This is a genomic window from Bradyrhizobium sp. Crot121, assembly GCF_059512385.1.
Genome location: NZ_JCAMOR010000008.1, coordinates 16,525 through 39,985, shown reverse-complemented (window position 1 = coordinate 39,985; position 23,461 = coordinate 16,525). Strand labels below are relative to the sequence as shown.

19 protein-coding genes are annotated in these 23,461 nt (G+C 63.9%); 7 read left to right on the top strand and 12 right to left on the bottom strand.

Annotated features, from left to right (window positions below):
* From AC5ZGW_RS10280 to hpaR, 9 genes are all read right to left on the bottom strand, one after another.
* Nucleotides 1-3,264: a transglutaminase family protein gene (locus AC5ZGW_RS10280; RefSeq protein ID WP_130224342.1), complete on the bottom strand. Its 3,264-nt coding sequence runs from the start codon at nt 3,262-3,264 to the stop codon at nt 1-3.
* 234 nt (nt 3,265-3,498) lie between these two features.
* Nucleotides 3,499-5,022: a UxaA family hydrolase gene (locus tag AC5ZGW_RS10275; protein WP_130224344.1), complete on the bottom strand. Its 1,524-nt coding sequence runs from the start codon at nt 5,020-5,022 to the stop codon at nt 3,499-3,501.
* A 182-nt stretch (nt 5,023-5,204) separates the two neighbouring features.
* Nucleotides 5,205-5,984 carry an HpcH/HpaI aldolase family protein gene (locus AC5ZGW_RS10270; RefSeq protein WP_130224346.1) on the bottom strand — a complete coding sequence of 260 codons (780 nt, stop codon included), beginning with the start codon at nt 5,982-5,984 and terminating at the stop codon, nt 5,205-5,207.
* A 171-nt stretch (nt 5,985-6,155) separates the two neighbouring features.
* Entirely contained in the window at nt 6,156-7,241 is a 1,086-nt protein-coding gene (locus AC5ZGW_RS10265) for a malate/lactate/ureidoglycolate dehydrogenase (protein WP_130224348.1), read from the bottom strand.
* A 70-nt stretch (nt 7,242-7,311) separates the two neighbouring features.
* The gene (locus tag AC5ZGW_RS10260; RefSeq protein WP_130224350.1) at nt 7,312-8,040 is read right to left on the bottom strand and encodes an ABC transporter ATP-binding protein; all 729 of its coding nucleotides are present in this window, start codon (nt 8,038-8,040) and stop codon (nt 7,312-7,314) included.
* On the bottom strand, nt 8,040-9,818 hold the full coding sequence (locus tag AC5ZGW_RS10255) for a branched-chain amino acid ABC transporter ATP-binding protein/permease (protein ID WP_130224352.1): 1,779 nt from the start codon (nt 9,816-9,818) through the stop codon (nt 8,040-8,042). Before AC5ZGW_RS10255 ends, AC5ZGW_RS10260 begins: the two co-directional genes overlap by 1 nt.
* Nucleotides 9,815-10,690: a branched-chain amino acid ABC transporter permease gene (locus tag AC5ZGW_RS10250; RefSeq protein WP_130224354.1), complete on the bottom strand. Its 876-nt coding sequence runs from the start codon at nt 10,688-10,690 to the stop codon at nt 9,815-9,817. Before AC5ZGW_RS10250 ends, AC5ZGW_RS10255 begins: the two co-directional genes overlap by 4 nt.
* 84 nt (nt 10,691-10,774) lie before the next feature.
* Complete coding sequence (locus tag AC5ZGW_RS10245; RefSeq protein ID WP_130224356.1) at nt 10,775-11,920, bottom strand: ABC transporter substrate-binding protein; 1,146 nt, start codon at nt 11,918-11,920, stop codon at nt 10,775-10,777.
* A 297-nt stretch (nt 11,921-12,217) separates the two neighbouring features.
* Entirely contained in the window at nt 12,218-12,754 is a 537-nt protein-coding gene (hpaR, locus tag AC5ZGW_RS10240; protein ID WP_245474579.1) for a homoprotocatechuate degradation operon regulator HpaR, read from the bottom strand.
* Nucleotides 12,755-12,846: 92 nt separating this feature from the next.
* On the opposite strand from hpaR, the gene AC5ZGW_RS10235 reads away from it, so the two are divergent.
* From AC5ZGW_RS10235 to AC5ZGW_RS10220, 4 genes are all read left to right on the top strand, one after another.
* Nucleotides 12,847-13,245 (top strand): 5-carboxymethyl-2-hydroxymuconate Delta-isomerase, encoded by a 399-nt coding sequence (locus tag AC5ZGW_RS10235; protein ID WP_130224409.1) that lies wholly within the window; start codon nt 12,847-12,849, stop codon nt 13,243-13,245.
* The gene (hpaE, locus tag AC5ZGW_RS10230; RefSeq protein ID WP_130224358.1) at nt 13,238-14,779 is read left to right on the top strand and encodes a 5-carboxymethyl-2-hydroxymuconate semialdehyde dehydrogenase; all 1,542 of its coding nucleotides are present in this window, start codon (nt 13,238-13,240) and stop codon (nt 14,777-14,779) included. The genes AC5ZGW_RS10235 and hpaE overlap by 8 nt, the downstream gene beginning before the upstream one ends.
* A gap of 189 nt (nt 14,780-14,968) precedes the next feature.
* Complete coding sequence (gene hpaD / locus AC5ZGW_RS10225) at nt 14,969-15,952, top strand: 3,4-dihydroxyphenylacetate 2,3-dioxygenase (RefSeq protein WP_130224360.1); 984 nt, start codon at nt 14,969-14,971, stop codon at nt 15,950-15,952.
* A gap of 76 nt (nt 15,953-16,028) precedes the next feature.
* Complete coding sequence (locus AC5ZGW_RS10220; RefSeq protein ID WP_130224362.1) at nt 16,029-17,657, top strand: thiamine pyrophosphate-dependent enzyme; 1,629 nt, start codon at nt 16,029-16,031, stop codon at nt 17,655-17,657.
* A gap of 117 nt (nt 17,658-17,774) precedes the next feature.
* On the opposite strand, the gene alkB is transcribed toward AC5ZGW_RS10220, so the two are convergent.
* The 3 genes from alkB to AC5ZGW_RS10205 form a co-directional block, all read right to left on the bottom strand.
* Nucleotides 17,775-18,425, bottom strand: coding sequence for a DNA oxidative demethylase AlkB (alkB, locus tag AC5ZGW_RS10215; protein ID WP_130224364.1), 651 nt, complete (start codon nt 18,423-18,425; stop codon nt 17,775-17,777).
* Nucleotides 18,426-18,598: 173 nt separating this feature from the next.
* Nucleotides 18,599-19,285: a DUF2848 domain-containing protein gene (locus AC5ZGW_RS10210; protein WP_130224366.1), complete on the bottom strand. Its 687-nt coding sequence runs from the start codon at nt 19,283-19,285 to the stop codon at nt 18,599-18,601.
* Nucleotides 19,278-20,627 carry an amidase gene (locus AC5ZGW_RS10205; RefSeq protein WP_130224368.1) on the bottom strand — a complete coding sequence of 450 codons (1,350 nt, stop codon included), beginning with the start codon at nt 20,625-20,627 and terminating at the stop codon, nt 19,278-19,280. The genes AC5ZGW_RS10210 and AC5ZGW_RS10205 overlap by 8 nt, the downstream gene beginning before the upstream one ends.
* Before the next feature lie 216 nt (nt 20,628-20,843).
* Here AC5ZGW_RS10205 and AC5ZGW_RS10200 point away from each other — a divergent pair, with 216 nt between their 5' ends.
* The 3 genes from AC5ZGW_RS10200 (at nt 20,844) to AC5ZGW_RS10190 (ending at nt 23,445) form a co-directional block, all read left to right on the top strand.
* Nucleotides 20,844-21,257 (top strand): Zn-ribbon domain-containing OB-fold protein, encoded by a 414-nt coding sequence (locus AC5ZGW_RS10200; protein ID WP_130224370.1) that lies wholly within the window; start codon nt 20,844-20,846, stop codon nt 21,255-21,257.
* Between the two features lie 4 nt (nt 21,258-21,261).
* Entirely contained in the window at nt 21,262-22,401 is a 1,140-nt protein-coding gene (locus tag AC5ZGW_RS10195; RefSeq protein WP_130224372.1) for a thiolase C-terminal domain-containing protein, read from the top strand.
* A 129-nt stretch (nt 22,402-22,530) separates the two neighbouring features.
* Nucleotides 22,531-23,445: an SDR family oxidoreductase gene (locus AC5ZGW_RS10190; protein WP_130224374.1), complete on the top strand. Its 915-nt coding sequence runs from the start codon at nt 22,531-22,533 to the stop codon at nt 23,443-23,445.
* The last annotated feature ends 16 nt before the right edge of the window (nt 23,446-23,461 follow it).

Sequence of the window (23,461 nt, the reverse complement as noted above, 5' to 3'; positions counted from 1 at the left end):
TCAATGCAGGAGCGGCGTCCGCAAGTCGAGGGTCAGCGGGAATTCAATTGTGCGTTCTTCCGGCGGCGGCTCGATCCTGCCGGGGGTGTGGCCGTGGTCCTGGAAGCGGGCCAGCCGCCGCGCCTCGGCCTCGTAGGAATTGACCGGCTTGGTCTCGTAATTGCGGCCGCCGGGATGGGCGACATGGTAGACGCAGCCGCCGAGCGAGCGGCCGTTCCAGGTGTCGATCAGGTCAAAGGTCAGCGGCGCATGCACCGGGACGGTCGGATGCAGGCCGGAGGCCGGCTGCCAGGCCTTGAAGCGGACGCCGGCGACCGCCTCGCCTGAACGTCCGGTCGCAGTCATCGGCATCCGCCTGCCGTTGCAGGTGACGACGTGACGGCCCTCGACAAAGCCTGATGCCTTCACCTGGAGCCGCTCGACCGAGGAATCGACATAGCGGACGGTGCCGCCTGCGGACCCCTCCTCGCCCAGCACATGCCAAGGCTCGAGCGCCTGCCGCAGTTCCAGCGCGACGCCGCCATGATGGACGCGGCCGAACGCGGGAAAGCGGAACTCAAGTTGCGCGGCGTACCATTCCGACGAGAACTCGTAGCCGGAGCGCCCGAGATCGGCGAGCACGTCCAAGAAATCTTCCCAGAGGAAATGCGGCAGCATGAAGCGGTCATGCAGCGTGGTGCCCCAGCGCACGAATTTGCCCTGCTGCGGCTCGCGCCAGAGTTTTGCGATCAGCGCGCGGACCAGGAGCTGCTGCGCCAGCGACATCCTGGGATCAGGCGGCATTTCGAGGGCGCGGAATTCGACCAGGCCGAGCCGGCCGGTCGGGCCATCGGGCGAATAGAGCTTGTCGATGCAGATCTCGGCGCGATGCGTGTTGCCGGTGATGTCGACCAGGATGTGCCGGAACAGCCGGTCCGCCAGCCACAGCGGCGCTTCCACGCCCGCCGGCGGCACATGGGCGAGCGCGATCTCGAGTTCATAGAGCCCGTCATGGCGCGCTTCATCGACGCGCGGCGCCTGGCTGGTCGGGCCGATGAACATGCCTGAGAACAGATAGGACAGCGACGGATGCCGCTGCCAATACAGCACGAGGCTCTTGAGCAGATCTGGCCGGCGCAGGAACGGCGAATCCTCCGGGTTGCTGCCACCGACCACAATGTGGTTGCCGCCACCGGTGCCGGTGTGGCGCCCATCGATCAGGAAACGGTTGGCACCGAGCCGCACTTTCGCGGCGTCCTCGTAGAGGCCGAAGGTGATATCGACCGCCTCGCGCCAGCTTTGTGCCGGCTGGATGTTGATCTCGATCACGCCGGGATCGGGCGTGACCTTGATGACCTCGATGCGGGGATCGAACGGCGGCGCGTAACCCTCGATATGCACGTGCATCTGCAATTCTTCGGCGGTCGCCTCGATCGCCGTCACCAGTTCGAGATAGTCCTCGACCTTCTCGACCGGCGGCATGAAGGCGCACAAAGTGCCGTCGCGGATTTCGATCGACATCGCGGTGCGCACAGGCGGCGGCTCCGGGAGGTCTTCGAGCAGGCGCTTCAATTCTTCGTCGAAATCCGGCAGGCCGCCACGCGGCGCCATCGGATCGATCTCGATGATGTACGGATAATCTTCCGGCGGGATGTATTCGAGCGAAGAGATCGGCAGCCGCAGGCCGAGCGGGGAGTCGCCGGGCGACAGAAACAGATGGCTGCGCTTGAGCTTCCAGTGCTCGCTGCGCCAGCGGGCGCGTACGCCGGCAAGCGGACTGAAGCACTGGATCGGGAGCACATATCCTTTTGGCGTCGTCAATCCCTGATCGAACACGCGCGCCAGACGCGCGCGCTCTTCCGGATCGGACAGTTTCGAGTTCGCAGGGCTGACATTGGCGGGAAGCGCGGCCTCGCGCTGAAGCCAAAAGGCGGGATCCTCGAAGGCCGGCATGACGTAGTGGGCCGCCAGCGCGAGCTTCTGCGCCATGGTCACGGCGAAGCGCTCGGCGTCTTTGATCTCGGCCTTGTACGGGTTTTCGATCTTCGCGATCAGATCGGCATTCTTCCAGATCGGCACGCCGTCCTTGCGCCAGTAGAGGCCGAAGGCCCAGCGCGGCAGGCTTTCGCCCGGATACCATTTGCCCTGGCCGTAGTGCAGTAAGCCGCCCGGCGCGAAACGATCACGCAGGCGGCGGATCAGATCATCGGCGAGTGCACGCTTGGTCGGACCGACCGCGGCGATGTTCCATTCCGGCGCTTCGAGATCATCGACGGAGACGAAGGTCGGCTCGCCGCCCATGGTGAGCCGCACGTCTTCCGTCCTCAAGTCGATATCGACCTGTTCGCCGAGCGTATCGAGCCGCGCCCAGGATTCATCCGAGAACGGACGTGTGATCCGTGGCGCTTCGCGGATGCGCTTGACGCTCATCTCGAATGCGAAATCGACATTGGCAAATCCGGCGGTGCCGGAGATCGGCGCCGCCGAGCGGTAGTGCGGCGTGGCCGCAACGGGAATGTGCCCCTCGCCCGTCAGCATGCCCGAGGTAACGTCGAAGCCGATCCACCCAGCGCCGGGCAGATAGACTTCGGCCCAGGCATGCAGATCGGTGAAGTCGTTCTCGACCTCGCGCGGTCCCTCGACCGGATCGATGTCGGGACGCAGCTGGATCAGATAGCCGGAGACGAAGCGCGCGGCGAAACCGAGATGGCGCAGAATCTGGATCAGCAGCCATGCCGAGTCACGGCAGGAGCCCGCGCCAGCGGCCAGTGTCTCCTCCGGCGTCTGCACGCCCGGCTCCATGCGGATGAGATAGCTGATTTTCTCTCGCAGCTTCGCGTTGAGGTCGACCAGGAAATTGACGGTGCTGTCGGCCTCGCGTGGAATCTCCTTCAGGTAAGCTGCGAGCAGCGGCCCGGGCTCGATCGTTGCAAGATAGGGCGCGAGCTCGTTCTTGAGATCATTGGTGTATTGGAACGGATAGGAGGTGGCGTAGGACTCGACGAAGAAGTCAAACGGATTGATCACGGTCATCTGCGCCGTGAAATCAACCTCGATCTTCAGCTCACTGGCCTTCTCCGGAAACACCAGCCGCGCGAGCCAATTGCCCTGCGGGTCCTGCTGCCAGTTCACGAAGTGATTGGCTGGCGTGACCTTGAGCGAATAGCTCAGGATCGGCGTGCGCGTATGCGGCGCCGGACGCAGGCGAATGGTCTGAGGCCCGAGGTCGATCGGTCGGTCGTACTTGTAATGCGTGACGTGATGCAGTGCGACGAAGATCGACACGGATGGCGGACTCCAGCAGCTTTTTTGAGCAGAACACTGGTTCCGGCCGACAGCAAGCACTAACAACGGGCACGGGTGCCTATCGTCTCGGCGCGCTCTAACCCCGAGTCGTCCCGGGCTTGACCCGGACCCATAACCACAGGGTTTAGTGATGCACGAAGCTGTAACCGCTTGCTCGCGCCACAACGGAGATCACGCGGTATGGGTCCCGGGTCAAGCCCGGGACGACGGAGACTACATCGTCGCGCCCAAGACCCACGGCGCGAATTCGGCGCCGCCAAAGTCAAAACTCTCGCTCTTGGTGGGCTGGCCGGATGCCGTCTTCAGCATGAGATCAAAAATGCGCTGGCCGCATTCCTGCACGCTCTCCTCGCCGTCGAGGATGGTGCCGCAATTGACGTCCATGTCGTCTTCCATGCGCTTGTACATGGGCGTGTTGGTCGCAAGCTTGATCGACGGCGCGGGCTTGCAGCCGAACACGCTGCCACGGCCGGTGGTGAAGCAGACGAGATTGGCGCCGCCCGCCACCTGCCCGGTCGCCGCGACCGGGTCGTAGCCGGGCGTGTCCATGAACACGAAACCGCGCTTGGTCACCGGCTCCGCGTAATGCAGCACGTCGACCAGATTGGTGCTGCCGGCCTTGGCCATCGCGCCGAGTGATTTCTCCAGGATCGTGGTGAGGCCGCCGGCCTTGTTGCCGGGGCTTGGATTGGCGTTCATCTCGGCGCCTTCGCGCTGCGTATATTCTTCCCACCAGCGCATCAGGCCGACCAGCTTCTCGCCGACCTCGCGGCTGACGGCGCGGCGCGTCAAAAGATGTTCGGCGCCATAGGTCTCCGGAGTCTCGGACAAGATCACGGTGCCGCCGTGCCGCACGAGGAGATCGCTGGCAGCGCCGAGTGCGGGATTGGCGGAGACGCCGGAATAGCCGTCGGAGCCGCCGCATTGCAGCGCCACCGTGAGCTCGCTCGCGGCGACCTTCTCGCGCTTCACCTTGTTGGCGTCGGCGAGCGCTTCGCGCACGAAGGCGACGCCGGCTTCCACGGTCTTGCGGGTGCCGCCGACTTCCTGGATATCCATCGCGCGCAGACGGCCGGCGAGCTTCTGCTCCTGCATCAGGCCGCCGATCTGGTTCACTTCGCAGCCGAGGCCGAGCACGATCACGGCGGAGAAATTCGCATGCCGCGCATAGCCGCCGAGCGTGCGGCGAAGCAGCGCAAGCGGCTCGTCCTGGGTCATGCCGCAGCCGGTCTTGTGAGTCAGCGCGACGACACCGTCGACATTCGGGAAATCGGCCAGCGGATTGTCGCCGGTGAACGGATTCTTCTTGAAGACGTCGGCGACGAGGCTAGCGACATGGGCGCTGCAATTCACCGAGGTGAGGATGCCGATATAGTTGCGCGTAGCCACGCGGCCATCTGGACGGCGGATGCCGTCGAAGGTCGCCGGCAGATCGAAATTGGGCACCGGCTTCACGTCGACGCCATAGGCATAGTCCTTGGCGAAATCGCCCATGCCGCAATTCTGGGTGTGCACATGCTGCCCCGGCGCGATCGGCACGGTGGCAAAGCCAATGATCTGGCCATAGCGCTTGATCGGCTCGCCCTCCACGATCGGCTTGATCGCGACCTTGTGGCCGGCCGGAATGCGGTCGGTGGTGATGACGCCGTTGGCGACCTCAAGCCCGGGCGGCAAGCTCGCGCGCGCGATCAGCACGCTGTCATCGGGATGCAGGCGGATCACGGGTGCCGGGGCCATGGGATTCTCCTTGTTTCGTATTCACCTCTCCCCGTTCTTACGCGGAGAGGTCGGATCGCATCGCAGATGCGATCCGGGTGAGGGGCAAGCCACGCGCTCAACTGCTAGTTCAGTGCTCGCGGATAGAGCCCCTCACCCTCCCTCTCCCCGCGAAGAGCGGGGAGAGGGAGATAGAGAGACCGTTACGCTTTACCGCCAGATTCCTTGCGGGTCTGGTTCACCTGCATCTTGGCGTAGGTCATCATCAATCCGCTCTCGTTCGAGAGCGTGACGAGCTTGAAGCCCATGTTGATCGCACGCACCGCGCCTTCGGCGCCGCTGCAGTGGATCCCGGGGTTGAGGCCGCGCTTTCCGCACTCCTTGATGATCTTCTCGTAGATTTTGAGGATCTCCGGCTCGTCGCGGTCGAGCTTCGGCACCAAGCCATAGGAGAAGCCGAGATCGGAGGGACCGATATAGACGCCGTCGATGCCCTCGACGTCGAGGATCGCTTCCATGTTCTCGACCGCGGTCCTGGTTTCCATCATCGGCAGCAGCACGATCTCATCGTTCGCAGTCTGCTGATAGGTGCCGGCCGAGCCGTACATGCCGGAGCGGATCGGGCCGTTCGAGCGCGTGCCCTTCGGCGGATATTTCGCATAGGAGACGAGGTTCCTGGCTTCCTCGGGCGTGTTGACCATCGGGCAGATCACGCCATACGCGCCGCCGTCGAGCACCTTGCCGATGATGCCGGGCTCGTTCCAGGGCACGCGCACCATCGGCGTCACCGGATGGCCGTTCATGGCCTGGAAGCATTGCACCATCGACAGATAATCCTGCACACCGTGCTGCATGTCGACGGTGACGCTGTCGAAACCGCACTGCGCGATCACTTCGGCCGAAAAGCCCGACGGGATCGCCAGCCATGCGTTGACAACCGCTTTGCCCGACGCCCAGATTTGCTTGACCTTGTTATTCGCCACTTTGCCTTCCTTCCTTTTTTGTCGGACCTTCCGTCATTGCGAGCCACGCGGTCGGCGCGAAGCGCCGCCGGATGACAGGCTCCGCGAAGCAATCCATCTCACCGCAAGCTGAAACATGGATTGCTTCGTCGCTATCGCTCCTCGCAATGACGGCAATTTGTAATGACGAAGTTAACCTGTTGCCCGCTGGATGCTGACTTCGCTGACGCCGACTTCGCGCGCGGTGTTCACTATCGCCGCCCAGGTGTCGTCAGGCAAGGGGATGCCGTTCCTGGTGCGCTCGGCGCGGGTCTTTCTTTCGGGGTCGCCGGGGATCAGCACCTTGTCGGTGCCGGCGATCGGCTTGGTCTCGCGAATGAAGTCGACATAGCGCGAGATTTCGCCATCGAAGAAATTGGCGGGATCGACCACCTTGGGATCGACGTAGAATGCCAGCATGCCATTGGCAAAACGCCGGTTCGGCGCGGTCGCGCCCGTTCCGGTCAGTGCGCCGCCGAGCAGTTCGCAGATGAACGCCAGACCAGAGCCCTTGTGCTCGCCGAAGGCACGGATCGCGCCCGTGCCCTTGGTGTGATCGCGCGGCCCGTCCGGGGTGTACGGCCCGTACAACACATGCGGATCCTCGCTCAAGGTTCCGTCGGAATCGACCAGCGCGCCAACAGGCAGTTTCTTGCCGCCGCGGCTCGCGACAAGGACCTTGCCCTCGGCGACAACAGAGGTGGCGAAATCGAGCACGATCGGATCGTGGCCTTCGCGCGGAATACCGACGCAATAGGGCGCAGTCGACAGCCGCTTCTCGACGCCGCCGAACGGCGCGACCAGCAGCGAGCCCGCGGCATTGACGAAATGCACCGACACCAGCCCTTCGGCGGCGGCCATCTCGGCCCAATCGCCGACGCGGCCGATATGGCCGGCATTGCGCAGCGCAACTGCAGCGAGCCCCGCCTTCTTGCACTTTTCGATGCCGATCTTGACGGCGACCGGCGTAACGGTCTGCCCGTAACCGAACTTGCCGTCGACGACGGCCAGCGAAGGCGTATCGACCACGACCTCGGCGGTTTGGTTCGGAACCACCGAGCCCATTTTCTTCCAGCGGATGTAGACGGGCACGCGGATCACGCCGTGGCTGTCGTGCCCGGTGAGATTGGCGGTGGTCAGATATGTTGCAATGCGACGGGCTTCTTCGGGCGAGGATTCGGCGTGGGAAAAGACTTCAGCAACGAAATTGATGAGATTATCGACCTTGATCGTCACCATGGATATGTCACTCGCTCCTTGGTTTGGAGCATGATCCTTCCGGCACACCGGCTCCTCCGGATCATGCTTCTTATGCGCTGGCCTTGGCGTGACCGCCGAGATAGGCCGCGGCGATGGCCTCGTTGCCCCACAATTCGTCGGGCTTGCCGCCAAGCACAATCCGCCCCGTTTCCAGGACGAAGCCGTGATCGGCGACCGAAAGTCCCATGCGCGCATTTTGCTCGACAAGCAAGACCGTGGTGTCTTTCCTGATCTGCGAAATGATGCGGAACACCGCCTGCACGATGACGGGCGCAAGTCCCAGCGATGGCTCGTCCAGCAACAGCAGCCGCGGCTTCGCCATCAAGCCGCGGGCGACGGCAACCATCTGCAATTGACCGCCGGACAGCGTCCAGCCCAGCGCGTCGGCGAAGGCGCGGATATCCGGGAACAGGTCAAACATCGCATCCGCCTCGCGCGAGATCTGCGCCGAAGAAGCCTTCCGGTTCGACGCGCCGAGCATGATGTTTTCCTTGACCGTGAGGCCCGGAAACACGCGCCTCCCCTCCGGCACATGCGAGATGCCGAGCCGGACGATCGCCTCCGGCCCACGGCCGGCGATCGATTGTCCATCGAACAGGATTTCGCCGGACGTGGGCTTGGCGAGCCCCGAGATCGCGCGAAGCGTGGTGGATTTGCCGGCGCCATTTGCGCCGAGCAAGGTCACCACCTGCCCCGCCTCGACGGCGATGGTGACGCCGCGCAGCGCTTCGATTTCGCCGTAGCGGACCACGAGATTGCGGATTTCGAGCAGCGGCATCATTCGCTCCCGAGATAGGCGGAGACGACATCGGGATGGCGCAGCACCGCCATGGATTCGCCGTCCGCGATGCGGCGACCGAAATTGAGCACGGTGATGTGCTGGGCGGCTTCGGAGACGAGCGTCATATCGTGATCGATGATCAGGACGGTCAGGCCTTGCGCTGCGATGCGCTTGAGCAGTTCATGCAATTCGAGCTTCTCGGTCGAGTTCAGCCCTGCGGCCGGCTCGTCCAGCAAGAGGAGCGTCGGATTGGCGGCGAGCGCACGCGCAATCTCGATCAGGCGCTGGTGGCCGTAGGAGAAGCTCGAGATCAGCTCGTTGGCGCGGTTACCGAGGCCGACGAAATTCAGTGCCTCCATCGCGCGTTCGGTCAGCGCGTCCTCGCCCTTCCCGATCATGGTGTTGCCGGGCCGCTCGGCGCCGATCTCGACATTCTCGAGCGCCGTCATCGAACGGAACAGGCGGATGTTCTGGAACGTGCGCCCGAGGCCCGCAGCCGTGCGCTGGTGCGGCGGCATGTGGGTGATGTCGGTGCCGTCGAGCACGATCTTGCCCGAGGTCGCCTCGTAGAGGCCGGATAGCACGTTGAGCGTCGTGGTCTTGCCGGAACCGTTCGGCCCGATCAACGCGTGGACCCCGCCGCGCCTCACCGCGATGTCGACGCCATCGACCGCTTTCAGGCCGCCGAAATGTTTCGACAGTCCGGTGACCTCCAGCACGTAGTCGCCGCCGACGGTCGCGGGCTTCAACTGCAGCGCGGCCGCTACAGGCGGCGCCTTGGTGTGCGCGCGCCAGCGGTTGAAGGCATCGGCGACGAAGCCCCAGATGCCGTCAGGCATGAAGCGGATGATCAGGATCACGAACAGGCCGTAGATGGCTAGGTAAAGGCCGGGCACGCTCTTGAGGAAGCGCAGCCATTCCGGGATCAGGATCAGGAGCCCCGTGCCGATCGCCGAGCCGATCGGCGAAGCGACGCCGCCGAGCAGCGACATCGTCAGGAACACGATCGATTCCGCAAAGGAGAATTGATCGGGGCTGACATAGGCGAAGCCACCGGCAAACAGGCCGCCCGCCAGGCCGCCGAGCAGCGCACAAAGCGCGAAGGCATAGATCTTGGTGCGGAACACGTCGATGCCGTTGACGCCGGCCGCGAGTTCGTTGTCGCGCACCGCCCGCATCGCGCGGCCGAGCTTGGTATCGGAGAGATGCCAGACCAGATAGCCGACGATCGCGAGCATGGCGACGCAGAAAGCGAGATAGCTCTGCGACGTCTGGAACAGCTCGGGACGACGGATATTGGGGACGCCGTCAGGCCCGCGCGTCAGCCAGATCGCGTTGATCATCACAAGCGTGACGATCTGCTGGAACGAGATCGTCACCATCGCGAGGTAATGCCCGCCGAGCCGCAAGGTCGACATGCCCAGGAACGCGCCGGCAAGCAGCGCGATCACGCAGCCGCCAACAAGGCAGAGCCAGAAGCTGAGATGCAGGTCAGTCGTTCCGATGCCGACCGCGTAGGCGCCGAGCCCGAAGAACGCCGCCTGCGCCAGATTGATCTGGCCGCACAGCCCGAGCACGACCGACAGGCCGAACACCGCGATTGAGAACGTCGTCGCCTGCAGCAGGATGTTGAGGATGTAGCCGTCGAACCGCAAGCCTGCGGCAAGCGCCACCAGGATCGCCGCACCGATGAAATACGGCAAATGGCGGATCACAAGCGGTTTCGAGCGGACGGCGGGTGCCGGGATCGGCACGTTGTCGCTGGGGGCGCTCATGCTTTCTCCGCCACGCGTTCGCCGAAGATGCCCTGCGGCCGGAAGATCAGGAAGGCGACCAGGACCAGGAAGGCAAAACCATCCTTGTAGGGAACCGAGATGTACGCCGCGCCAAAGGTCTCGATGACGCCGAGCGCGAGCCCGCCGATAATGGCGCCGGCGACATCGCCGAAGCCGCCAATAATCGTGGCAGCGAATGCCTTCAGCGCGATCGTCGAGCCCATCTGGATCGAGACGAACAGCACCGGCGCAACGAGAATGCCGGCCAGACCGCCGAGCACGGCGGAATAGATGAAGGTGATCATGATCATGGTGGAGACGGAAATGCCGAGCAGCGAGGCCATTTCCTTGTCCTGCGAGGTCGCCTGCAGCTTCTTGCCGAGCAGCGTCTTCTCGAAGAACCAGTAATTGAAGAACACGAGCGCGATCGTCACCGCGATGATCAACAGATACTGGCTATCGAGATAGACAGGGCCGAGCTGGATGCCGGGCGTATCGAACCATCCCTGCAGCACCTGCGGCTGCGGGCCGTAGATCGCCAGCACCGAATTCGACAGCAGGATCGAGGCGCCGATGGTGGCGATGATGACGGGCAGGAAGGTGCGGTGGCGCAGCGGGTAATAGACGCCGAGATTGAAGATCACGCCAAGCAGCGCCATGCCGCCAAGCGCGATCAGGAAGGACAGCCAGTAGGGCCAGCCGAGATCGACGGAGAACACCACCATCAGATAGGCCGCGACCATGGAGAATTCGCCTTGCGCGAAATTCACCACATTGGTGGCGCGGAAGATCAGCACGAAACCGAGCGCGACCAGCGCGTAGACGGCGCCGATGCCGATGCCGGTAAACAGCAGTTGAAGGACGAGATCCATGACAAGCTCGGTTAGGAGGAACCCAGAGAATTCGCCGAAAGGTTTTCGGCCCCTCCGTGGAGAACGAAGAGGCCGAAAACGTGGTCAATCGTTGAATTCAATGTGCTTGTCGAAAACGATTTTGCCCTTGTCGTTTTTCACGATGTTGTAGCCGTGCAAACCGTCGCCGTTCTGGTCGAAATTATACTCGCCTTCGGCGCCGGGGAATTTCTTGATCGACAGGATCGCCTCGCGGATTTTTGCAGGCTCCGTCGAGCCGGCCTTGTTGATCGCCGCCGCCAGCACGGTGACCGCGTCATAGGGCCAGGAGCTCTGGTTATCCGGTGCGACCTTGACCGCATCACGATAGAGCTTGCCGAACGCCTTAGAAGCTTCGCTGGAATCTTCCGCGTAGTCCGCGACACCATAGGTGTTGTACAGCGCAGGCCCGGCGAGTTTCAGCGCGGTGATATTGACGATCGAGGGCGAGCCAACCCAGGGAATGTTGACGCCGAGCTGGCGCAACTGCCGCGCAAAGATGCCGAGGTCGTTTTCGAAGGTGAAGTAGGATCCGAGGATATCGGCGCCGGACTGCTTGATCGCGAGCACGACCGGAGTGAAGTCCTGGCTCTGGTTGGCATAGCCCTGGTCGAGCACGGGCGGGGCTCCGAGCTTTTCCAACGCAGCGGTCAGAGCTTTGCCACCTGCAGTGCCAAAAGCGTCGGTGGAATGCAGCACGGCCCATTTCTTCTTGCCGAGCGTGTTGACGCCATACTCGGCGATGACGCGCCCGGAATAGCTGTCATTCGGACGGAAACGGAACAGCCACTGATTGCCCATGTGAGTGAGGTTCGGATCGGTCCCCCCGATCATCACGGGCTTGCCAAGCTTGAGCACGTCGGGCGCCATGGCGTGCACCTGGGTCGACCGGATCGAGCCGAGGAAGCCGACAATGTCGGATTGTGCGGCGAGCTTGGAGAACGCCAGCACGATGCCGGGATTGGTGGTCTGATCGTCCTCGATGATTAGCTCGGCCTGCTTGCCCAGGATGCCGCCGGCCTTGTTGACCGCCTCGAGTGCGAGCTTCGCGCCCTGGATGGCGTAGCGGCCGGATTCGGCGGCGGGACCGGTCACGGGCGCGCACATGCCGATCTTGATCGTGGCGCCCTGCGCTCTCGCGCTCGTGATGATGTGGGGGGCGGCAAGGCCGGCGACGACACCAGCCGCGAAATCGCGTCTCGTCAGTTTCATTGGTTTCTCCCTGAGGCCGGGCTTCTTCGTCGGCCCTTCTTGCTGTTGGCGATCCCGGGCGGGGCGCGAACCGCATGCGTACTTACGGACTCTCCGTCTCGGAGTAAATTGATATTGCGGTGTTTTCGACTAACGATGGAGGTGCAGCGTTATCCGCGCGCACAGGAAAGATGAATGCCGACGAGATCATGACTATTCCGGCAGATTCCGCGCGCCTCCCAATTCCTTTGTGCTCAAACGATGTGCAGGAAAGGCGAGCTATGCGTCCGAGCACACACCATCATGCAAATTTTGCATTTATTCGTCCGCCTCGCCTCTGCCCTCTTCCGCGCCTGACAAGCTCGCAAGACTTTCCTCGAGCGCGCCCAGCATGGCCTGCAGTTCAGCAAGCTTGCGCGCGCCGTAACGTTTTGTAATGGCGGCGTAGATCGCTTCCGATGTCGGCGCGACCGCTTCGATCAGCTTCAATCCCCTCGGCGAGATCGACACCACGGCGCGACGCAGGTCCGCCTCCGCCGAACGGCGCTCGATCAGGCCGCGCGCTTCGAGATCGCGCAGGATGCGCGACAGGCTCGGCCCCAGCAGGAAAGCGAGCCGCGCGAGGTCGGTGACCTCGATCGACTCCACCGATGTGAGCGCGCGCAGGATGCGCCATTGCTGCTCGGTCAGCGCATGATGACGCAGAGAGGGACGGAACTGCCGCATCACGGCCTCGCGCGCGCGCAAGAGCGACATCGGCAGCGAGCGCGAGAAGTCGCGCATCGGCCCCTGCCGCTTTGTCTCCGGCGTCGCGCGCGGCCGCGAACCGTTCAGGGATGATTTCTTACCTGGCATCGTCAATCTTTTGCGGCGCAACAAAGCGCAAATCAATTTACGCCGATACATTTAACATGTTAATCATTCCAGCGCATCAGGAGCGATCCACCTTGCCGCATTTCACCATCGAATATTCGGCCAACCTGGATTCCCGTCTCGAGATGGGCGAAGTGGTCGAACTCGTGCGCAAGGCGGCGATCGAGACCGGCATCTTCCCGCTCGGCGGCATCCGTGTTCGCGCCGTCAGATGCGAGCACTACGCGATCGCCGACGGCCGAAACGACTACGGCTTCCTCGACATGGTGCTGCGGCTCGGAGAGGGCCGCGATCTCGCAACCCGCAAGAAGGCGGGAGACCATATCTTCAGGACGCTGTCGACCTATCTCGACCCGGTATTCGCTAGCAGCAAATTCGCGTTGTCGTTCGACATGCAGATCAACGACAAGGAGACGAGCTGGAAGCGCAACAGCATCCACGATGCGCTCAAGGTGGAGACTGTCCGTGGATAAAGCGAAGCCGAAATCGGCCGAACTATTCCAGGCCAACCGCGACCGCGCTGCGCCATTGCTGGCAAAGCTGAAGGCGGAGGGAATTGGCCACATGATCGACGGCAAGGTCGTGCCATCGACCTCCGGGCAGACATTTGAGACGAAGTCGCCGATCGACGGCGCCATGCTGGCAAGTGTCGCGCGCGGCAATAATGAGGACATCGATCGCGCTGCGACCGCGGCCGCCTTTGCCTTCAAATCCTGGCGCGACATGTCGGCCTCGATGCGGCGCAAACTGCTCAATCGCGTGGCCGACGCGATCGAGGATCGTGCCGACGATATCGCGGTGCTGGAATGCATCGACACCGGCCAGGCGCATCGCTTCATGGCGAAAGCCGCAATCCGCGCGGCCGAAAATTTCCGTTTCTTCGCCGACAAATGCGCCGAGGCGCGCGACGGCCTCAACATGCCGAGCGAAGAGCACTGGAACATCTCTACGCGCGTGCCGATCGGACCGGTCGGCGTGATCACGCCGTGGAACACGCCGTTCATGCTCTCGACCTGGAAGATCGCGCCCGCGCTCGCCGCCGGCTGCACGGTGGTGCACAAGCCCGCCGAATGGTCGCCTGTGACGGCTGATCTATTGGCAAAGCTGGTGAAGGAAGCAGGCGTGCCCGACGGCGTGCTCAACACCGTGCATGGCTTCGGCGAGGAGGCTGGTAAAGCGCTGACCGAACATCCCGCAATCAAGGCGATCGGCTTCGTCGGCGAGAGCGCGACCGGGTCCGCAATCATGGCGCAGGGCGCGCCGACGCTGAAGCGTGTGCATTTCGAACTCGGCGGCAAGAACCCCGTGATCGTGTTCGAGGATGCCGATCTCGAGCGCGCGCTCGATGCCGTCGTGTTCATGATCTACTCGCTGAACGGCGAGCGCTGCACCTCCTCGAGCCGGCTCCTGGTGCAAGAGAGCATTGCGGAACGGTTCGTCGAAAAGCTCACGGCGCGGGTGAAGGCGCTGAAGGTTGGCCACCCCCTCGACCCCGCAACCGAGATCGGGCCGCTGATCCATGAGCGGCACCTGGCAAAGGTCTGCTCCTACTTCGACGTGGCACGACAGGAAGGCGCGACGATCGCAGTCGGCGGCAAGCCGCATGACGGTCCGGGCGGCGGACATTATGTGCAGCCGACGCTCGTCACGGCCGCGCATTCCAAGATGCGGGTGGCGCAGGAAGAGGTGTTCGGACCGTTCCTCACCGTCATCCCGTTCCGCGATGAGCTTGATGCGGTCGAGATCGCCAACGGCGTGCAATATGGCCTCACCGGCTATGTCTGGACCGGCGACATGGGCCGCGCGCTGCGCGTGGCTGATACGCTCGAAGCGGGCATGATCTGGCTCAACTCGGAAAACGTCCGCCACCTGCCGACGCCGTTCGGCGGCATGAAATCGTCAGGCATCGGCCGCGACGGCGGCGATTATTCGTTCGACTTCTACATGGAAACCAAGCACGTCTCGCTGGCGCGCGGGACGCATAAGATACAGAGACTGGGAGTGTGATGGGCGCCACTGCATCGACAAAGACGGTGCCCCACCTCTCCCATAGGGAGAGGTCGAATTGCGCAGCAATTCGGGTGAGGCGTTGCGCTCTGTCGAGGGACCTGAGCCCCCTCACCCGCGCCTACGGCGCGACCTCTCCCTATGGGAGAGGTGAAGACGAGACTGCCTTGAGCTAGGAGCAAAACATCGATGCCCGTTCCGCAGCACGTCTTCGATCCGCCGTTCAACATCATCCGCTGCAGCCACGTCGTGCTCGACGTGACCGACCTCGCCGCCAGCCGCGCGTTCTACGAGACCACGGTCGGGCTGCATGTCGAGGACGCGGACGACAGGGCAGTGTATCTGCGCGGCTCCGAGGAGCACCAGCATCACTCGCTGGTGCTGCGCAAGGCGCAAGTCGCAGCCTGCAGCCGGCTCGGCTTCAAGGTCGGCAACGATGGCGACCTCGACAAGGCGGCGGCGTTCTTCTCCGAGCACGGCATCGACTATCGCTTCGTCGATCAGCCGTTCCAAGGCCGCACCTTGCAGTTCTCCGATCCGTTCGGCTTCCGGCTCGAGCTCTACGCGGCGATGGAGAAGCGCCCGCACCTGCTCCGCCGCTACGACCTCTATAAGGGCTGCCATCCGCAGCGGCTCGACCATTTCAACGTCTTCGCCGCGGAGCTGCAGGACACTATCGACTTCTATGCACGGCTCGGCTTTCGTCTCACCGAATATGGCGAGGAAGATGGCCCGAACGGGCGCATCGCCGCGGCATGGATGCATCGCAAGGGAAATGTGCACGACCTCGCCTTCACCAATGGCAAGGGCCCTCGCCTGCACCATTTCGCCTATTGGGTGCCGACGGCAATGAACGTGCTGCATCTCTGCGACGTGATGGCGTCAAGCGGCTTCCTGAAGAACATGGAGCGCGGCCCCGGCCGCCACGGCATCTCCAACGCGTTCTTCCTCTATGTCAGGGATCCTGACGGCCACCGGCTCGAGCTCTACACCAGCGACTATTTCACTGGAGATCACGACCATGAGCCGCTGCGCTGGTCGCTGAAGGACCCGCGGCGCCAGACGTTGTGGGGCGCGCCCGCGCCGCGCTCCTGGTTCGAGCAGGGCTCGCCATTCACCGGACAAGCGGTGCGGGAGCCGCTGTTCGTTGCCGACGTCACGATTGCGGATTGAGCGATCGGGGCCGAAGGCGTCGGTCTGTTGCGCAACGGCGTGGTCGACGAAGTCTGAGAAGCGGATGGATAACAAGATGAGCTCAACCAGCGGCGGCGAAGCGATCGTGGGCGGCCTCGTCGCCCATGGCGTCGACACGGTGTTCGGCCTGCCCGGCGCGCAGATCTATGGCCTGTTCGACGCTTTCCATCAGGCGCAGCTCAAGGTGATCGGTGCACGGCACGAGCAGGCCTGCGGCTACATGGCTTTCGGCTATGCGCGCGCGAGCGGCCGTCCCGGCGTGTTCAGCGTGGTACCCGGCCCCGGCGTGCTCAACGCCAGCGCGGCGCTGCTCACCGCTTTCGGTTGCAACGAACCGGTGCTCTGCCTCACCGGGCAGGTGCCGACTGCATTCCTCGGCAGAGGCCGCGGCCATCTGCATGAGATGCCGGATCAACTCGCGACGCTGCGCACTTTCGTGAAATGGGCTGACCGCATCGAATATCCTGGTGCGGCGCCGGCGATGGTCTCGCGCGCATTCCAGGAGATGCTATCAGGCCGGCGCGGACCGACATCGCTCGAGATGCCCTGGGACGTCTTCACCCAGCGTGCGGCGGTCGCGCCATCAAAGCCGTTCGAGCCATTTCCGGCGCCACTGCCCGACCCTGACAGGATCAAGGCGGCGGCCACGCTGATCGCGGCGAGCAAGACGCCGATGATCTTTGTCGGCAGTGGCGCGATCGATGCGGGCGAAGAAATTCTTGAGCTTGCCGAAATGATCGACGCGCCCGTCGTCGCCTTCCGCAGCGGCCGCGGCATCGTCTCCAATGCGCACGAGCTCGGGCTGACCATGGCGGCCGCTTACAAATTGTGGCCGACGACCGACCTGATGATCGGGATCGGCACCCGCATGGAATTGCCGGCCTCGGGTTTCCGCTGGCCGTACCAACCCGGCGGCATCAAATCGATCCGCATCGACATCGATCCCGTCGAGATGCGCCGGCTCACGGCTGACGCCGCCATCGTGAGCGATGCCAAAGCCGGCACCGCCGAGCTGCTCGCGGCCGTGCGCAAGACTGGTCTTGGCAAGAGCGGCGGCCGGCGTGCGGCGATCCGCGAAGCGACCGCGGCGGCTGCGCGCGAAATCCAGCGCATCCAGCCGCAGCTGGCTTACCTGAAGATTCTCCGCGAGGTGCTACCGTCGAATGCCATCGTGACCGATGAGCTGTCGCAGGTCGGTTTCGCCTCCTGGTACGGCTTTCCGGTGTACGAGCCGCGCACCTTCATCACCTCGGGCTATCAGGGCACGCTCGGCTCCGGCTTTCCGACCGCGCTTGGCGCCAAGGTCGCCCATCCGGACAGGCCGGTGGTTGCGATCACGGGCGATGGTGGCTTCATGTTCGGCGTGCAGGAGCTTTCGACCGCCGTGCAACATAGCATCGGCGTGGTGACGCTCGTGTTCAACAACAACTCTTACGGCAATGTGCGGCGAGACCAGCGCGAACGCTTCGATCGCCGCGTCGTGGCGTCGGACCTCGTCAATCCGGATTTCGTCAAGCTCGCAGAATCCTTCGGCGCCGGTGCCGCGCGCGTCACCTCGCCGGATCATTTCCGTCCTGCGCTGGAAAAGGCGCTAGCCGATGGCGGGCCATACGTGATCGCGATCGAGGTGCCGACAGATTCAGAAGTGAGTCCGTGGGCGTTCATTCATCCGCCGAAACCTTGAGGCCGTCATTCCGGGATGCGCCGAAGGCGCAGGCCCGGAATCCATGGCGCCGCCGGGTCACGGGGTGAAATGGATTCCGCGTTCGCGCTGCGCGCGCCCCGGAATGACGGAGGAGAGCTACCGGGTCTTTCTAAAGGTCAGATTGATCCGCTGCCGGCCGAGCACCGCATGCTCGCCGTCGGCGAGCGGCGCGACGCCATGGAAAAACAATCGCGACGGCCCGCCCCACACCACGACATCGCCATGCGTCAGCCGATATCGAGCTGGCTTGTCGCTACGCTTCGGGCCGCCGAACAGGAACGTCGCAGGCAGGCCGAGCGACACCGAGACAATCGGCGCGGCAAAATCCGTCTCGTCCTTGTCCTGGTGCAGCGACAGTTTTGTGCCTGGCTCGTAACGATTGACCAGGCAGGCATCCGGCGCAAAGCCGTCAAAGCCGCCCTCCGCCGCAGCCTTGCGCGCCAGGCGCAGCAGCACCGGCGGCATCGCCGGCCACGGCGTCCCGGATTCCGGATCGATGCGGTCGTAGCGATAGCCGCTGCGATCGGTGACCCAGCCGACCGTGCCGCAATTGGTCATCGCCACCGACATCTGATAACCGGCGGGCGTGAACATGCGCCGGAACGGCGCCTGAGTGACGATCTCACGCAACGCCGGGATCAGTTCAGCATCCACTTTGCGCGCAAATCCGCGCAGGATCACCGCGCCTTCCGCGATGGTCTCCCGCGCCGGACGCTCGGCAACGCCGTCGAATAAGTCAGCCGTCAAAGCGCAATGCTCACTTCAGATCCTACAATAACGAGGTGGTGGCAAATCCGCGAGCCGTCCACCACCCGGTTTCCGATACTCAGGCGTCATTGCGAGCGCAGCGAAGCAATCCATGCCGCCGCGCGCGGACAGATGGATTGCTTCGCTGCGCTCGCAATGACGGCGGCGTTAGATCATCCCCGCACCGGTAGCGTCACCACATCATACGCATGGCGGATCGTTCGCTTCAGCACCGGGTCCTCCAGCTCGAACTCGAACCGGCTTGCCGGGCGGATGCCGCCCTTGGCGGCGAAGGTGCCGCCGAACATGGCGCAGCCGTCGGGCAGGCCCTTGCCGTCGAAGCCGCGCGCGATCAGGTCCTTCACCGGCAGCATGCCGTCGAGCGTGCCTTCCTGGTACAGCACGCGCTTGCCATCGATCCAGGCGTGGGAGCGCAGGATCATCTGGTCCCAGTGGTCGATGACGTCTTCGAGCTCCCATAATTCGGAAGCGATCGGCTTGTCGCACATCTGCTTTGAAACCGTGACGCTGTAGCTCTCGACCTTGCGGTCGGTGTGATCGGAGCCGCAGCCGACGAAGATGCGGCCCTGCCAGCCGATCAATACGAACTCGACCTCACCGCTGGACTCCTCGCCGCAGACTTCGATTGTGTCCTCGGTGGTCAGCCGCCGCGCCGAGCAGCGATAGTAGATCGGCGTCGTTGCCGGCCTCGCAATGCCGAGCGCCTCGAGCTCGGCGATATGCTTGTCGCGCGCGACCGGATCGCGGCCGGTCCAGCCGGCGATCACCGCCTGGTCGATCGCGAGCGTCAGCGGCGTCGCCACGCCCTTGTCGTCGATGGTGAAAGTGAGGTCATACACGGATGATGGTCTCCATTGCGGCCGCGATCTCGAAGATGCGGCGATCCGATCCGCCTGCCGCCGCGACCATCAGACCGACCGGCACATCATCTTCACGATGGGCCGGCAGCGAGATGGCGCAGCCGTCGAGCACGTTGATCAGCGTGCAGTTGCGCAGCGCGCGCAGATTTTCCGCGGTGAACGCCTTGTCGTCTTCAAGATCGGCGATCTTCGGCGGCGTGTTGGCCGTGGTCGGCAGCAGCAGCGCGTCATAGGGCGCGATGCGCTTCTCGGTGCGCGCGATGAAGGACTTTCGGGCATTGAGGAGATCGATGTAGTCGGCGGCCAGATATCCCTCGCCGCGCGCGATGCGCGTGGCGACGCGGGGATCGTAGATGTCGCCTTTGCTGGCAAGCAGATAGCGGTGCCAGGCGTAACTCTCGGACGCCGCAAAGCCGCCCTTCGCGTTCATGATGCCGACATCGAGGAACTCCGGCACCTCGATCTTCTCGATCAGCGCACCAGCCTTCGACAGCGCCGCGAGCGCACGCTCGAACGTTTTGGCCACGGCATCATCGAGATCATCGAGCGCAACCGTGGTCGGCACCGCAAAGCGCAGGCCCTTCACCGGCCGCGGCTGCAGCGGCGCCACCGGCTCGCCCGCGAGCACGGCATCGAGCGTCGCGCAGCAGGCGACCGAATTGGCAAGCGGACCGTAGCTGTCGAGCGAGAACGACAGCGGCACACCGCCATCAAGCGGAATGCGCCGCTGCGTCGGCTTGTAGCCAACGATGCCGTTGAAAGCCGCTGGGATCCGGCAGGAGCCGCCGGTATCGGTGCCGAGTGCGCCAAAGGCCATGCCGTCGGCGATCGATACCGCCGCGCCGGACGACGAGCCGCCGGGCACATGGCCGACGCTGCGGTTGTAGGCGCTCTTCGGCGTGCCGTAGTGCGGATTGATGCCGATACCGGAATAGGCGAACTCGGTCATGTTGGTGCGGCCGATCACGACAAAGCCGGCCGCGCGCAGCCGCGCCACCACGGGCGCATCGGCTTCCGCCGGCGCGGAATCCTCCAATGCGCGGGAGCCGGCGCGGGTCACCTGCCCCTTGATGTCGAAGAGGTCCTTGATCGAAACGGGAATGCCGGCAAAGCGCGACGGCGCGGCATGCGCCTTGCGCAGGCGGTCCATCGCATCGGCGGCATCGAGCGCAGCTTCCTTGTCGACGTGAATGAACACGCGTTGCCCCTCGCCCGCGGGATCGGCGATCTTGGCGAGGCACTGCTCGACCAGTTGGCGGGCACTGGTGCGGCCGCTGTCGAGGTCTGCGGCGAGTGAGGCAAGGGTCGGATTGTCAGGCATGGCTTTCGATTTCAGGTCTCTTCAGGCGCGTTGTTTGAGCGCGGCAGATTTGCCGCGTGGCGGACTATTGCCCGAGACAGGCTGGCATACAAGCGCGCTGTCGTCTTCGGAATACCGCCATGCGATTGGAAACGCTGGACCGTTGACGACGGATAGTCAATTGTCGCATCACGTTTTTGAATGAGGCCTGACGGCCTGATCCAGGGAGGATGCCGAATGGCCGAAGCTGCGCGCGCAAAACCGAAACCGACGCCGGAAACCCAGCATTTCTGGGATGGCACGCAGGTCGGGGAATTGCGCCTGCAGCGCTGCGACGCCTGCTCGCATGTCTACTTCCCGCCGCGCCCGTTCTGCCCGTCCTGCGCCTCGCGCAAGGTCAGCGTGTTCAAGGCGAGCGGCAAGGGCGCACTCTACAGCTACGTCATCAATCACCGTCCCGCTGCGCCCGGCTTCACGCCGCCTTACGCCATTGCGGTGGTCGAACTCGACGAGGGCCCGCGCATGATGAGCAACATCATCGACTGCCCGCAGACGCCGGAAGCGCTCGAGCTCGACATGAAGTTGGAAGTCGCATTCGAGAAGCTCGACGACAAGATCACGCTTCCTTTGTTCCGTCCGGCGAAGGGTTAAAGAGATGCGCAGGAACCAGGTAGCCGTCGTCGGCGCGGCCGAGACCACCGAGCTTGGCGTCATCCCCAACATGTCGCAGCTCCAGCTCCATGCGGATGCTGCACTCAATGCCATCGCCGATGCGGGGCTGAAGCTTTCCGACATCGACGGTTTCGCCACCGCGGTCGAGACGCCGCAGCAGGTCTGTCACTATCTCGGCATCAAGCCGACCTGGGTCGACGGCACGTCCGTCGGCGGCTGCTCGTTCATGCTGCATGTCCGTCACGCCGCGGCGGCGATCGAGGCCGGCCTCTGCAAGACCGTGCTGATCACGCATGCCGAAAGCGGCAAGTCGATGATCGGCAAGCAGCCGCGCTTCACGCCACCGGACAGCCTCAACGGCCAGTTCGAGGCGCCATTCGGCGTGTACGGGCCGCCGAGCATGTTCCCGATCCCGGTCCTGCGCTTCATGAAGACCTACGGCATCACCCATGAGCAGCTCGCCATGGTCGCCGTCGTGCAGCGTGAGTGGGCCGCGAAAAATCCACGTGCGACCATGAAGGACCCGATCACGGTTGCCGACGTCCTGAACTCGCGGATGATCGCCTATCCCTTCCGCCTGCTGCAGTGCTGCCTCGTCACCGATGGCGGCGGCGCGCTGATCCTGACCTCGGCCGATCGGGCCAAGGATTTTCCGCAGAAGCCGGTCTACATCCTCGGCACCGGCGAGAGCGTGGAAACGCCGATGGTCAGCCAGATGGAGACCTTCAACTCCTCGCGCGCCTTCAAGGTCGCAGGCCCCCTCGCCTTCAAGGAAGCCGGCATCACGCACGGGGATGTCGACCATCTCATGATCTACGACGCCTTTGCGCACCTGCCGCTGTTCGGGCTCGGCGATCTCGGCTTCATGCCTTATGAGGAGACCGGCAAGTTCATCGCCGATGGCAATACGCGCCCCGGCGGCAAGCTGCCGCTCAACACCAATGGCGGCGGCCTGTCCTATATGCATTCGGGCATGTATGGCATGTACGCGCTGCAGGAGAGCGTGCGCCAGATGCGCGGCATCGCGCCGGCGCAGGTGCCGGGCGCGAAGATCTCGGTGTGCCATGGCGTCGGCGGCATGTTCGCGGCGTCGGGCACGATCATCTTCACGAACGAGAAGTAACAGCCCGTCATTCCGGGATGCGCCGACAGGCGCAGGCCCGGAATCCATCGCGCGGCAAAATGGATTCCGGGTTCGCGCTTCGCGCCCCGGAATGACGGCTTGAAGCGAAACAGATAGCGGAGAACCCACATGACAAAATCACTGCAGGACAAGGTCATTATCGTCACCGGCGCAGGCCGCGGCATCGGGCGCGAGATCGCGCTGCTCTGCGCCGCCGAAGGCGCCAAGGTTGTGGTCAACGATCCCGGCGGCACGGCTGACGGCGCGGGATCGAGCGCCGCCCCGGCCGAGGAAGTGGTCGAGGAAATCAAGAAGCGCGGTGGCACCGCGGTCGCCAATTTCGAGTCGGTGGCGGAAGCGATCCCGGCCAGCAAGATCGTGAAGACCGCGACCGATCATTTCGGCCGGCTCGACGGCGTCGTCAACAATGCCGGCATCCTGCGCGACGCGATCTTCCACCGCATGAGCGTGGAGGCGTTCGAGGCCGTCATCAAGGTGCACCTGATGGGCTCGTTCTACGTCAGCCACGCCGCAGCGCGGCTGTTCCGCGAGCAGGAGAGCGGCTCCTTCGTGCACTTCACCTCGACCTCGGGCCTGATCGGCAATTTTGGCCAGGCCAACTACGCCGCCGCCAAGCTCGGCATCGTGGGCCTGTCGAAGTCGATCGCGCTCGACATGAGCCGCTTCAACGTGCGCTCCAACTGCGTCTCCCCGTTCGCCTGGACCCGCATGATCGGCACCATTCCAACCGCGACCGACGCCGAAAAGGCGCGCGTGGAGAGGATGAAGCAGATGGGGCCGGAAAAGGTCGCGCCGGTCTGCGCCTATTTGCTCAGCGACGCCGCCAAGGAGGTCACCGGGCAGATCTTTGCGGTCCGCATGAACGAGATCTTCCTGATGGGCCAGTCGCGGCCGCTGCGCTCGGTGCACCGCGGCGAAGGCTGGACGCCACAGACCATCGCCGAACACGGCATGCCGGCGCTCAAGGGCTCGTTCTACAATCTCGACCGCTCTGCCGACGTCTTCGGTTGGGACCCGATCTGACCGTCGATCCCTCATG